This is a genomic window from Algoriphagus lacus (assembly GCF_003583985.1).
GTDB classification, from domain to species: Bacteria; Bacteroidota; Bacteroidia; order Cytophagales; family Cyclobacteriaceae; genus Algoriphagus; species Algoriphagus lacus.
Window position 1 is genome coordinate 14,173 of sequence record NZ_QXML01000014.1, and the last position, 13,512, is coordinate 27,684.

Below are 13,512 nucleotides of genomic sequence, written 5' to 3' on the forward strand. Positions count from 1 at the left end.
TCTTTTACTTTAAGATAGTTTTGAAAAGCATTTCTTCCTGATTTTCAGGTGTTCTTAGGTCAAAATTGAGGTATTCTCCATTTGCCCAGATCGGAATGAAATTGTCATAAAATTTACTTCCGGGATTACCGGACTGTCCTCCAGGATATACTCCAAAAGCCTTTATCTCGGAGCCCATTTCAACAACCATTCTCCAGCTGGCCCCATGTCGGCTTCCTGTGGCATTAAGGATTCCCGAACCACCGCCTGTATACACATTTGGAGCAGAAAAAGACTTGAAATTCGGAACCAGGTGCTGAATCGTAGTCTTTTTATAATTTGCCCAAGAGTAATCTCCTTCCTCATTTTCCCATTTAGCCATGGCAACAAGCAAGGAATCAAATCCAACTCTCACATGGTAATCTGCTGTTTCGATTCCTTCGATTCCTTTCACATCAAAGAGCGAATCTGTTGGTGAATTGGTCAGCAAATCGATTGTTTGGTAAGTGTTGGGACGGAGAACTGGAGGTTCATTTGCCAGCAATTCTCTCCAGATGCTTTCAAACGTTTCAGAGGACCAAACAGAGTATAGCGTTTGTCCTTTCTGATTGGGATCTGCAAAAAAGTCCCAAGACTTAAGCTCTTTGAGGTATTTTTCAGCTTCGGGAGAATCCGATTTATGGGTTCCTAACAAGCTAATCAAAATAGGTAAAGCTTCAGCAGCTTGTAAATTATAATCGTCAAACTGCAGAGCTTTCATATCATCCACTGTAATCTGCTCCATCTCCCGCAACCTTCTGTTGAGCCTACGATTTCGGTAATGTTCGTACGAATTATCAAACACGTAGTAAGGATAGGATTTGTCAACCGGATGCTGATTTGCAGAAGATACAAATCCACGCTCCGGGTTTAAGGTGCTGGGATTTTGTTCATTCGGAATATACCCTTGCCACTCCATCAGGGGATCAGCTCCATCCATGAAAAATTTCCCTTGACCAGGCCATTTCAGAGGAAACTTTCCCTGAATCCGCATGGCAATATCTCCAGTTCTCGAGGCAAAAACAAAATTTTGAGCCGGAGCTACATAGTGATTCAGTGCTTCATTGTAGTCATTGTGATTTTTGGCCTTGTTCATCATCAGGAAAGTCCGCTGCTCGTTTGAACCCATATGAACTGTCCATTTTAGAGCAAAATTCACATCCTGACGGTTGCTTCTAAAAGTCCGATCATAGACTACTGGTCCGTGATGTGTATAGACAACGGTATCTATAAATGGATCCTCACCTTTCACCTTGATCTCCTCAATTCGAAAGTCTGTCGGCCTCCACTCGTTACCATATTTATAGGCTTTTCGGCTTTCGTCCTGAAAAGTAATCTTATACCAGTCCCGCGTATCTTTAGTAGCGTTAGTCACACCCCAGGCAATATCCTGGTTGAAACCGGAAATTACACCAAGTGCTCCGGGTAGGGTCGCTCCTTTTACAGAATGCTCCGGCGTAGTCAACTGCATGGAATACCAAAGCGAAGGTAGATTTAGGCTCAAATGTGGATCATTTGCTAAAATCGGGTTGCCGTTTTTGGTCTTTTTCCCAGCTACTGCCCAGTTGTTTGAACCTGTTCCTTCTGTAGGCTGAGGTAGCGGTTCTATCACCAATTCATCATTGGGGTAGGCTAAACTATCCGGCTTGGTCACAGGAATTGGAGTGAAATCCCAAATCCGTTCTGCTTCAATTACGGGATCATTTTCTTTTGGGAAATCAGGGAAAAGTTTGTCCAATTTTGCCTCACCAAGGATTTTTCTCAAGTTGGAAAATTCCAAATCCCGATCACCCACCAGCATATCTGACATATACTTTAGCAACAAAAGTGATTTGTAAGCTGACCAAGCTTCGGGACGGTAATTCAAAATCTTATACTCCACCGGAAGCCGAGCCTTATCCAATTGGGAAATGTACTGATTCACTCCATCTGAATAGGCTTCCACCAAAGCGAGCGTTTCAGGATCATGTTCTTGGAGATATTTCAAACCCAATTCTGCCCCATAAGCCAATCCTTTCCGTCGAGTCATCCGGTCGAGCTCTAAGGCAACCGGTCCCACAATTTCAGAGATTCTACCAGCTGCTGCCATGGTCTGAAATTCCATTTGCCAAAGCCTGTGCTGGGCAGTCACATAGCCTTGGGCACGATAGAGATCAAGGTCATTTTGAGCAAAAATGTGAGGAATCAGGTTTTTGTCATAGACAATTTCTACCGGGGCACTCAGATTTTCCAGATCAATCTCTTCTTCTGCTAGTTGATCTTCACTGATCGAATTTTGCCAGAACCCATGATTGGGATCCAATAACGGAGCAAGCGGGGGAATTTGGCCAATTGGAAGGGAAACCACCACAGCAAGGGAAACTGCGATCGCCAAAACCAGAAAGAATGAAACGTATTTCATGGGATAGTTGGGTTTTCGAATTGAAATCCGGTTGGGATTTATTTCTCAACTGCTTTTGAGAAAAAAACAAAAAAATCCCCGGCTAAGGAACCAGGGATAATTTTTTGCCTCAGCTTATTGAATGGTAATTGGCAACTTTAATTTTTCCCAACGGATAACCAATCCAGGAGCTTCAATTTCAATGGAAAGCTTTTCAGAAGAATTGGACTCCCAAGTCGGATTCACTTCCACTCTCAATACATCATTCTTTTCATCGTATTGGAAATGGCCATGCTCCAAATCCCAATCGGAATTGAAAATTACAGTCCAAGATCCAGTTTCTTTAGGAATGGTAAACAGCGAATATTTTCCGGCCGCCAAGGTTTTTCCTTCCACTGTTATATCCTGAGGGATATCGATATAAGTTGCCTCATTAGCTCCTGTTCTCCACACCACATTGTATGGTACCAAGTCTCCCCAAATCGTTCTTCCCTTTACTGAAGGTGAACCGTATTGAACTTTGATGGATTTTCCTGCGATTTGACCTTCTTTTACTTCAATCGGACTGGACCTTTGTTCAGTTTCACCGGCTTCTTCAGCTGCAGGTGCTTCTGTAGATGTGGCTTCAGAAGATTCAGAAGATTTTGGCTGGCAACCGAAAAAGGAAATCAATACGAATGCAGCCAACCAAAGAACAGATAATTTTTTCATGTGTTTGTGTTTTGTTTTGTAGTGGTCACATGGAATTTCGCTGTGTTAACTACCATCCCATTGGGTGTCGAGGGAGTGCTGGATTTCATGTGTAATTAAGGATTAGTTTTTTGGGTAAGTACGTAAAATTAATTCAAATGATCTTATTCCAAACATGGCCTATTGAAATAACCAAACACTTTCAGATAAGATAATCGTAAACACAATTCGACCGATCCAATTCCCACTTGTCTTTACCGTTAAATAATCGGGAATCACCACTTGGAAGCATTTATTGACTATTTTGAGCGAAAAATCACCTCCTTAGGTTTCGGTAACCAAAAATAATCTCTCAATACAGCTAAATGAAATTCATCACCGGTCTGGTTTTTTTGGTATCGTTAATACTTTTTTCGAGCGTATTTATTTCTCCGGAAATATTTCCCTATGCTGGTTTATTGCCATTTTTTATTCCCTTGGCAGTTCTTGCCAATGTATTTCTACTTGCCATGTTGATTCTTGCATGGAGGAAGTTGGCCTTTTTCCCATTAATTGCCCTGATTTTGGGATATAAGTTTTTACTGATCACCTTTCAGTTTCGCTCTACCAATGAGGAAGCCCCAGGTTTACGAGTTCTGACCTACAATGCCCATGGTTTTTTTTACCGTAAGGAAAAAACAGATGAACTTGACCCAAATGTTTTTCCATGGTTGGCAGATCACCCTGCTGATATCAAGGTCTTTCAGGAATTTTATCAGGATTACACCTCCGCAAGCAGAAACGCAATCAAACTTTTAAGCAAGGATGGGGAATACGAATTCGCCTATCACATTGTTGATGGCAATGAGAAAAAGAGGTTCATGGGGATGGCAATTTTTTCACGGTATCCTATCGTAAATCAAGGGGTGGTTTTTGAAAACGAGCGAAATAACGGGGCTATGTTCGCTGACATTCAAGTGAGTGGAGACACCATAAGAGTTTATAATACCCACCTGCAATCGATGGCTATCCAGGCGGAGTCTTTGGATAATTATGAAGAGGCTAAACAAGTCTACCGACAGACTTTGGGAAAACTTCACCGGGGTAGTTTAGCCAGAAGTAAGCAACTCAACCTACTTTACGAACACCTCAGCAATAGCCCTCACCCCGTAATCCTGATGGGAGACCTTAACGAAATCCCCTATTCCTACGCTTATTTTAAACTAAGCGAAAAACTGGACAATGCCTTTGAAAAAGCTGGAAGAGGATTTGAATTCACTTACAACCGAGTGCTGTTTTTCTTAAGGATCGACCACATTTTCGCAGATCCTTCACTCAAACCTGTCTATTTCAAAACACACAGGGAAGTCGATTATTCAGATCATTACCCGGTCACTGCGACCTTTACTTGGGAGGGTTTTGAGCCTGAGAATATCCAATGACTTTTTGATCCCAGATTTTTTTCATTGGAAAAAGAAGGACCGGCAAAAGAAATAAGTCTGCAGCCAAGGCAAACACGAGGGTAAAGCTTATTAATAAACCGGTGAAGTGGGTAACACCAAACTGACTGAAAGCCAACAATCCAAATCCCATTACCAAGATCACGGAGGTCAGGATGATCGCGCGTCCAGCTTCAATAAAAGTCCTTTTTATTGCATAATGAAGACTTTTTCCTGTACTGAGTTCTGTCTTCAGCTTGGACATAAAATGTATGGTATCATCCACCGCAATCCCAAATGCAATGGAAAACAAGATCGAGGTGGTCAATTTGAATTCTATTCCCATCACATACATCAGCCCAAGCATCCATATCAGCGGAACAACATTGGGAATCAGAAGTAAAAAGGCCAACCGCCAGGATCTGAATAAAAACCCACCGATCAATCCAACAATCAGAAAGGCCACCGATAAACCCTGCAACATTTGCCTTGTGACTGATTCGTGGCTTCGGTCAATCAGATATGCGGTGCCTGTCCATCGGACTTTAAGCAAATCAGGATTGATTTCCTGTTCCACAAATGCCAGAATTTCAGCTCGCTTTTTTCCCATTTCAAGACTTCCCAAGTCCGGAATCCGAGTGCTAACCCTTCCTGTTTTTTGGTCAAGACTGATAATTTTTTCACCTTCTGAAGCAACGGCTTGCTTCAAATACCTCCTCATTCTCAGGTATTGGCCTTGAGTTGGAAATATAAAGGCAGCACTACTTCCCTGATTCTGAGCTTGATTCAGAAATTTCACCAAACTCAGAGGTGAAATGATTTCCCGTTCACCAAATGTCTCTTGAAGCTTTCTTTCCAGTTTGTCCATTTCCTGAAGCACTTCATATTCCAAAAGTGAATTGGCCTGATCGCCGGCTGTAACTGCGATCTCCAGGGGATTAGATCCTCCAAACTGGCTATCAAAAAAGGATACATCCTGTTGGATTGGGTGATCGGAAGGAAGGTTATCCAAGAGGTATCCATTGATATTCAACTGACTCCCCAAAATCAAACAGACAACGGAAACACCTGAAAATGCCCACAAAATCTGCTTTCTATTTTGAATGATTTTGGAAAAAAGAATTGGAAGAAATGATGATTTATGGGTAACTGAAACTTGCCTTTTTTCAGAGATGGGAATCAGGTACAAAAGGCCCGGCGTGATCAACACCAATCCCAGAAAAATGACCAAAATCCCCAAGCCTGTCCATAAACCGAAGGTTTTCAAGGCCGGAATGGATGTAAAATACAAGGATAAAAATCCGATGGCAGTCGTGAAAATTGTCAGCCAAACCGCGAAGGTCAATTGCTGAAAAGTCTGCTGAACAGCCAAATCACGGCTAATTCCAGCTTTTAGTTTTTTTATAAACTCCGTGAAATAATGAACTAATGCACTCAATCCAACAATCAAAAAAATGGTGGGCTGCATGACGGACATGATATCCAGGGGCTTTCCGGAATACAATATCAGCGCAAAAGCCCAAAGGACTCCCAAGACCAACACCACAAGGGGTATTACTATGCCCCACCAACTTCTGAAAATCAAAAAAAGAGCGAGGAACATCAGAATAAACGAAAGCCCCAAAAACAATCCAAACTCATTTTGCATCAAAGTCACAAAGTCCCCTTGGGTTTGAATCTTTCCTGCAACAGCCTTTGGTGCAATACCATTTGTTCGGAAAACTTCCCTGATTTCTCGGTAGAGCGTATCTCCCTCTTCTTTGGAAAGAGAAGGATTGTTTTTTATAAGAAAAAGGATGCTCTTTCCATCCTGAGATATAAGTGAAGGCTGAAACTGAGAAAGTTTTTCCCGTGATGCTTCCAACTTTTCTTTTGTTTCCCAATCCAATACACTAACCTGTCTCATTCCGAATAGACCAATCACTGGCAATTGAAAATCTAGGATAGAAATCAGGGAATCCACCCCTTCGAGTTTTCGGATTTGATTTTGTGTTTGACTGGATTTTTCCAGAAATGCCGAATCCAACCAAGTTCCGTCCGGATTCTCAATGGCCATCAGTAAATAGTCATTGTCGCTTTCAAATTGCTTTTCGAAGTCTTGGTAGAAAGCCAAATCCGGATCATCCAAGGGGAAAAACTGCTCAAAATCGTAATCAAATGAGGGAACAGGCCGGAAAATGAGAATCGAAAGAGTAAGCAATATCCCAAATCCAAGGAAAGCGAGCGCAGTAGGTTTTTTAAACATTCGGAAAAGGATAGCTGATTTGGGTTCGGAAAATTAAGCTTCTTTTTAACAATCCTGATCACCTGAAATGTTTATAAAATTATTCGAATCGCTATCTTTCCACCCGAGAAATTTACAGAACTATCATGCAGCAATACCACGATTTGATGAAGCGAATCCTCGCTGAAGGAGTGAAGAAAACAGACCGAACCGGTACAGGTACGATAAGCATTTTCGGCCATCAGATGCGGTTTAATCTGGCAGAAGGTTTTCCGGTTGTTACCACCAAAAAACTTCATTTACGCTCCATCATCGTCGAATTGCTTTGGTTTTTGAGAGGGGATTCCAATATCAAATGGCTCAAGGAAAACGGGGTATCCATTTGGGACGAATGGGCGGATGAAAACGGCGATTTAGGGCCGGTGTATGGCTACCAGTGGAGACATTGGCCAGATGGAAAAGGCGGAGAAATCGATCAAATCAAAAACCTGATCCACCAGATCAAAACAAAACCTGACAGCCGCCGGCACATCGTCAGTGCGTGGAATGTAGCCGATGTGGATCACATGGCCTTGCCTCCCTGTCACACGATTTTTCAATTTTATGTAGCTGATGGCAAACTTTCCTGTCAGTTGTACCAGCGGAGTGCGGATGTCTTTCTTGGTGTGCCATTCAATATTGCCTCTTACGCACTTTTCACAATGATGGTAGCTCAGGTGTGTGATCTTGAGCCGGGCGATTTTGTCCATACTTTCGGTGACGCCCACCTTTATCTCAATCACTTAGAGCAAGCAGAATTGCAGCTCAGCAGGGATATTCGACCTCTTCCGACTATGAAAATAAATCCGACCGTGAAGGATATTTTCGAGTTCAAATACGAGGACTTCGAACTCTTGAATTACGATCCACATCCTCACATCAAAGCACCTGTGGCGGTTTGAGGGGTTTGAAATTTGAGATTTGAAATCGAGCATAACCTCAGACCAAGCATCTATGAGTGGATATAACTTATGCGAGATTCAATTTTGTGATTGAAAATCAATTATCAACAAATGAATTGGGGGCTGGAAAGAGATTTTCAGCCTTCTTTTTTTAGTCTTTTTCGAAGTCTAGTCCTGAGGTTAAGAACTTTTCTAAAGTTTCGAACTTTGGAAAAGTTGAAAAGCCCCGAATCATTTAAAATTCGGGGCTTTTGAGTTTTAATTTCCTAACTCGTATTTGAGTGTTTTCCCTTTTTCCACCGCAGGAAGACCTTCAGTCATCCAGAGCGGTGCCGGAGCACCTTTGAGGTAATGATCAAAGAATTGGCTCAAACGAATGGATAGGTCCTTTGCATTTTTGCGCTGCACCAGGTTGTGATCTTCTCCATTGTATTGAAGCAACCAAGCAGGTTTGTTCAATCGCTTGAGCGCCATAAACATTTCGATTCCCTGATACCAAGGCACCGAACCGTCCGCATCGTTGTGCATGATCAAGACCGGAGTCTCCACTCGATCCATGGTAAACAGAGGGGAATTTTCCATGTAGTACAAAGGTTTTTCCCAAAGCGTCCCTCCAATCCTGGACTGAGTTTGCTCGTACTGGAACATTCGGCTCATCCCGGTTTGCCAGCGGATTCCTCCATAGGCAGAAGTCATGTTGACCACGGGCGCACCGGCCCCGGCTGCTTTGAACATGTTGGTTCGGGTGATCAGGTAAGCAACCTGGTAGCCTCCCCAGCTTTGACCTTGGATCGCCATATTTTCGGTATCCACACCACCCTTTGCAATCACAGCCTGTACTCCTGGTATGATACAGTTGTACGCGCTTGGCCCTGGAAGGCCGAGGTCATACTTGATATCCGGCACAAAAACCAAATAATCATTACTCACGAAAAATGGGATATTAATCGTGCTACGGCTAGGAGCGGGTGCTCGGTAGTTGTGCAAAGTCTCGCTGTTTCGCTCGTAGAAGTACACCATCATCGGGTACTTTTTGGAAGCATCAAATCCTTCCGGTTTGAAAAGTAATCCCTGCAGCGGAGTTCCGTCATTAGCCAGATAGGAGATCAGTTCCACACTTCCCCACTTGATTCCGGCTTGCTGTGGGTTCAGATTCGAAGCCTTGTTCAGGGATTTGAAAGTCAAATCACTTAAGTACAAATCTGCATTTTCAACATAGGTGGACCTTCTGACCAAAACCTGGTTAGACTCTTTGGCTTTGGTCAATCCTGTGTATCGATGTGGAGACAGGATCAATTGCTTTGGAGCTGTTTTGCCATCGAAAGAAGTGGTGAAAAAGCCATTGTCCTTGTTCACTTCATTAAATGCAGAAAGAATCAAGGGCTCTTTGGGATCGATGAAGGTTTCATCAGCCCTTAACCGTTCTCTACGGAAAGTGATTTGCTTTTTCCTGCCTTCTCCAAGAGTTAAGTTTACGGCTGCCGAAGGATTTTTTGGATCGATTTTCCAAATATCAAATCGGTCATTGATCAAAATCGCGGCTTCTCCAGCCAACCAACCCTCGGACCCATAGCTTCCCGGCAAAGAAGGAGAATCATGCAATTCCTCAAAAAAAGGAACCGGAAGGGCTTTGGTCAGATTGATTCTTGATTTGGATTGAATGTCAAAAGCAACCCAAGCACTGTCTCGGGAATCGTACCAATAGGCATATTTTCCCTCAGGAGAAAGTCTCGGCGAGCCGGAAGCATTCTTCTCAATAAGGGTTTTTGCTCCACTTTTCAATTCAATCCAGTACAGATCCCTACCGATCTGAATATCCCAACTATAGGCTCTACGGTAAGGGTCATCGGTCCAGGCCAGCGCAATGTCTTTGGTGATTTTATTTTCCAAGTTCACATTGTCCAGTTCGGGAGTTGCCAATTGGATAACTTTTCCTGATCCGGTTTCCAGAACAGCAGTAAATGTCTTTTTCTCCTCGGAGGATCGGTTGACGAGCTGCATAGGCTGAATCTCCGCATCCTGCCACCCCCAAATATCCAAACTTACCCGTTCCTCATCCAGAATCGTGGTGTCATTGGCATAGGCATAATCCACATAATCCTGGGCTACCCCAAAAAACATCCGACTTTCATCTTCCGAAAATCGGATGCTGCCATCGGGACTTACCCGACCGCCATCCATGATTCCGGGAGTTGATTTTTCAATTTTATGGGAAAAAGTTCCTCCGGACACATTATACACGTGCAGGGAATGAACTGGCTTTTTGGCCTTCAAGGAATCATCCGTAGCGATAAAGGACAAAAACTTAGACTTGGGGGAAAAAGTCAAATTGGAATAAGTGGTCATCTTTTCATGAACCAGCTTACTTTCTCCGGTAGAAAGATTCAGTACATAAAGTGCGGCATTGTCCAGAGTATCCTCCTCAGCCAAAATGTACTGAAGAAAGTCGCCGTTCGGTGCAAATCCAAAGCTTTTCACCCGCTCAAATTCCCAGAATCTGGAACCGTCGAGCGTTCTGACAAGAAGTTTTGTTCCATCCGTTTTCTTGGGTTTTTCGGCTTTTTTTGTAGTGTCAGCCAGATCGGGTTTCTTGGGCAAGTCCTTTTCAAAGTGAATCGCAATCCAGCTCCCCTTTTCTATTGGAGTCGCGAAGGACTTCACCCGAGGAAGCTTTTCCACTTTTCCTGAAGCCAAATTCATAATGAACAGACTGTCTTTAGGCAGATCATCCGGTTTCTTCTTTTGAAGCTTCAACACACGGACTGAATCCTTTTGAGCAGCTATTTTTCCTACGGCATAGGCATCATCCGGAGTGAAGCTAAAACCGGAAGCTCTCGGGATGATTGTCTTTTGAGCAGGATTTTTAAAAGGAAAAATTTCCAACCTTCCATCACCGTCCTGAGTAGAAATCTGATAACCTACGAACTGACCATTTTTGGTAATTTTTTCGGAAGAAAGACTTTCCCATCCGTCGTAATCAGCATGTGTCAGGGATCTTTTCTGTTGTGCAAAACCACTTTGGCAAATCAGAAAAAGAATCAGCAAGACACTCAAACTTTGTTTTGTAATCATGGTAATCAACTTATTGGTTTAGCGTAAATTCTCTTTCAAAATAGCCTCCCCGAGTGGACGAAAGCTTGATTTTTCCTTTCACAGCATCACTTCCTTCCACCCTCACCTTGAACGTGGCAGACTTCTTCTCACCTATTCCAGTATATCCGGAATAAATGGTCTTGTCGTAAAGCGTTGGAGACGTAATTTTCACCTTGGCATTTTCATATCCTTTGGTCAGTTCCTTGTCAAAGTCCAGGGAAACCCGGTCTTCCTGAACGATTTTCACCAGTTTCGCTTGTTCCAATGCAACTGGCAACTGGCCTGAATTGGTCCATTCCAACGTGATTTCAAATTCCCCATCAGAAAGTTTCTTGACCTTCAGATCGGAAATGGTCAGCTGAGGCAATCGTTTGGCCATCGCCAAGTTGAAGAGAGCCTGTTTTTTCGCCCAATCTTCCAACTGCCAAGCAGGTCCATTTTGGCCAAAGAATTTGGGATGAAAACCGCCGATTTCCACTTCTCCCAAAACTGGATGGGTCATTGGAGTCCACGCCCGAAAACCCTTACTTCCATTGGCCTCATCATCCCACATCAACCCGTCGTACTCGTCGTAGATTCCGTCTCCATCGTAGTCTTTCATTGCGCCATTGTTCCAGAGTTCGTCTCCGTACCAAATACTGCCATAATAGAAATAACCAAAATCTGGACCGTGACCAAAAAGTGGTTCTGGCTTCAAGGGATCTCCAGTCAATTCATTGACTTTGTATCGAGTTGCATAGGTCTCATATACATCGCCCGCCCATGGGTAGGCAGTAAAAGAGAGCCCCAACTGATCCATCTCTTGATAGATTGCCAAATCCTGGGGATACATGCGCTCTTCAGACTTGGAAGTTGAAGGCGGACGAAGGTGCATTGGAACTCGAGTATCCATGGAATTGACCACGGAGATATTCGGATGGCTGAGCATCCAAAGTGCAGTAGAGCGGGTTTCAATTTCGCTAAGCGGATATTCGCCAGCACCAAACTGGGTATATCCACGACCTGTCAAATCTCCTCCGGGGTTTGGCCTCCAGTTTTCAGGATAATTGCGGTGCAAATCCAATCCCCCTATTCCATCCTCATTGTATGATCCATCACCATCGTTATCAATTCCCTCTGTGTAAACCAAATACTCACCTTTTCCCGGAAAAGTACGCTTCATCAGTCTTCCCTTGGGATCTTTTGGATCAATGATAAAATTGGCTTTTTCTATCTCTTCAGGTGTTGTGGCCTTTTTTCTTAATTGGTAGATTATGCCATCACCATCCAAATCTTCTTCAGGATCTTCATCCAACAAGCCATCGCGATCGGTATCATTGGGCCTGACTGTACTTCTGTTTCGCTGTTCAGTGTAGAGGTACATATTCGATCCATCCGGATTGTTTTGGGGGCGTAGGTAAATAGCCTTGGAATCAATCATGGCAGTGATTTCAGGGTCTTTGCCATAATTTTCCAATAAATGCTGGGTCAGCCAAAGAATTGATTCGCTGGAAGTAATTTCACCGGAATGTCGCCCCCCTTCAAAATAGGCAGCAGGCTTATCAGTGTCTTTGCCAGTTTTCTTGTTAGTCAGTGTCATCTGATAAATTGGACGACCTTCGAACGAATGACCAATTACATACAAATCCACAATGTCAGGATATTGGACAGCCCACTTTTCATACCAGTGATACATGACCTCCACAGTGTGGTATTTATCAAAAGTCAGTTTTTCCCCGGGGGTATATTCAACCTCAGGAAATACAAATTTTTTGAAGAAAGATGGACCGTGACGTTCTCCGGAAACAGTATAAAATTTCGACTTTTCGTCTTTTTCAGGAAATAGTTTTTCAGGCTGAAACGGTTTTACCTGTGCTACTGAAATGCCCGAAATTAGGCATGCCGCTGAAAGCAGTTGAATTCTCATCATGGAAGAATAATGTTGGATTTTTAAAAATAAGAAAGCCTGATTTGGCTAGTCCAACCGCTTAAAAAAAAAAGACCAGATTAACTGGTCTGCTTATTTTCTGATAGTCAATTCAAATTTTTCAGGAATATAACTGCTAAACCCAGGTACAGGCTTGCAAACAGGTAATTTCCGGATCAAATAATCCAAACGCTCTTTAAGCCCCTTATCAACTTCGCCAAGAACTTCAAAACCTGAAACTTTTCCTTTTGAATCCACTTCTACCAAAAGCTTCACCTCTTCCAAATCTTGGGTTTTCTTAGTTCGAAACAGGAAAGGGGAGTAACTATCTATCATTTCGAGGGTATATTCCGGCCAAACCCAATGGGAATCAAGATTTCGAGCAATATTTTCCTCAATTACCGATAATGGAGTGAGCTCCAAATCCTCTGGTTTTGTGAATTCATATACATTCACTTCGGTAACCAGTTTGTGAAGGCTTAACTTTTGAAACTGAATTACTCTCAGATTCATATCCTCCACCTCAAGATTTTGCTGCGCGGCTACGCTTGCATTTTCCAAGGGAAAAGTGAAAATAAGTCCTAGAAAGACTAACGAAACAAATCTGTTGAAAGGCTTCATGTGTAGCATAGGTCAAAAGTACACTTAAATATACATTTTTAAAAATCTCAAATGCAAAATTTTGCATTTGAAAATCAAAACCCTAAAAACAAAAAAGTCTTGCCACCGGCAAGACCCTTTTCAGAATATAAACCCAAATATAACTTTAGAGATTAAAAGTTTTCGTATTGATTGATGATTATTTGGTTTTTTAAATGTTGTCAGATTTATCTAACATTCAA

Annotated in this window: 8 protein-coding genes; 2 read left to right on the forward strand and 6 right to left on the reverse strand. The window is 42.8% G+C overall.

Annotated features, from left to right (window positions below; genetic code table 11):
- Positions 1 to 4: 4 nt before the first annotated feature.
- The gene (locus D0X99_RS19055) at positions 5 to 2,419 is read right to left on the reverse strand and encodes a penicillin acylase family protein (protein WP_119479464.1); all 2,415 of its coding nucleotides are present in this window, start codon (positions 2,417 to 2,419) and stop codon (positions 5 to 7) included.
- A gap of 114 nt (positions 2,420 to 2,533) precedes the next feature.
- Positions 2,534 to 3,109: a DUF2911 domain-containing protein gene (locus D0X99_RS19060; protein WP_119479465.1), complete on the reverse strand. Its 576-nt coding sequence runs from the start codon at positions 3,107 to 3,109 to the stop codon at positions 2,534 to 2,536.
- A gap of 344 nt (positions 3,110 to 3,453) precedes the next feature.
- Here D0X99_RS19060 and D0X99_RS19065 point away from each other — a divergent pair, with 344 nt between their 5' ends.
- A complete protein-coding gene (locus D0X99_RS19065; RefSeq protein ID WP_119479466.1) occupies positions 3,454 to 4,509 on the forward strand; it encodes an endonuclease/exonuclease/phosphatase family protein in 1,056 nt (351 codons plus the stop codon).
- On the opposite strand, the gene D0X99_RS19070 is transcribed toward D0X99_RS19065, so the two are convergent.
- Complete coding sequence (locus D0X99_RS19070; RefSeq protein ID WP_119479467.1) at positions 4,472 to 6,751, reverse strand: efflux RND transporter permease subunit; 2,280 nt, start codon at positions 6,749 to 6,751, stop codon at positions 4,472 to 4,474. The two genes, D0X99_RS19065 and D0X99_RS19070, sit on opposite strands and share 38 nt — an antisense overlap.
- 125 nt (positions 6,752 to 6,876) lie before the next feature.
- Here D0X99_RS19070 and D0X99_RS19075 point away from each other — a divergent pair, with 125 nt between their 5' ends.
- On the forward strand, positions 6,877 to 7,671 hold the full coding sequence (locus D0X99_RS19075) for a thymidylate synthase (protein ID WP_119479468.1): 795 nt from the start codon (positions 6,877 to 6,879) through the stop codon (positions 7,669 to 7,671).
- A 258-nt stretch (positions 7,672 to 7,929) separates the two neighbouring features.
- Here D0X99_RS19075 and D0X99_RS19080 read toward each other — a convergent pair whose 3' ends face one another.
- From D0X99_RS19080 to D0X99_RS19090, 3 genes are all read right to left on the reverse strand, one after another.
- The gene (locus tag D0X99_RS19080) at positions 7,930 to 10,743 is read right to left on the reverse strand and encodes an alpha/beta hydrolase family protein (RefSeq protein ID WP_119479509.1); all 2,814 of its coding nucleotides are present in this window, start codon (positions 10,741 to 10,743) and stop codon (positions 7,930 to 7,932) included.
- 10 nt (positions 10,744 to 10,753) lie between these two features.
- Positions 10,754 to 12,673, reverse strand: a complete 1,920-nt coding sequence (locus tag D0X99_RS19085) for a M14 family metallopeptidase (RefSeq protein ID WP_394336586.1) — start codon at positions 12,671 to 12,673, stop codon at positions 10,754 to 10,756.
- A 90-nt stretch (positions 12,674 to 12,763) separates the two neighbouring features.
- On the reverse strand, positions 12,764 to 13,291 hold the full coding sequence (locus D0X99_RS19090) for a hypothetical protein (protein WP_119479469.1): 528 nt from the start codon (positions 13,289 to 13,291) through the stop codon (positions 12,764 to 12,766).
- Between the last annotated feature and the right edge of the window lie 221 nt (positions 13,292 to 13,512).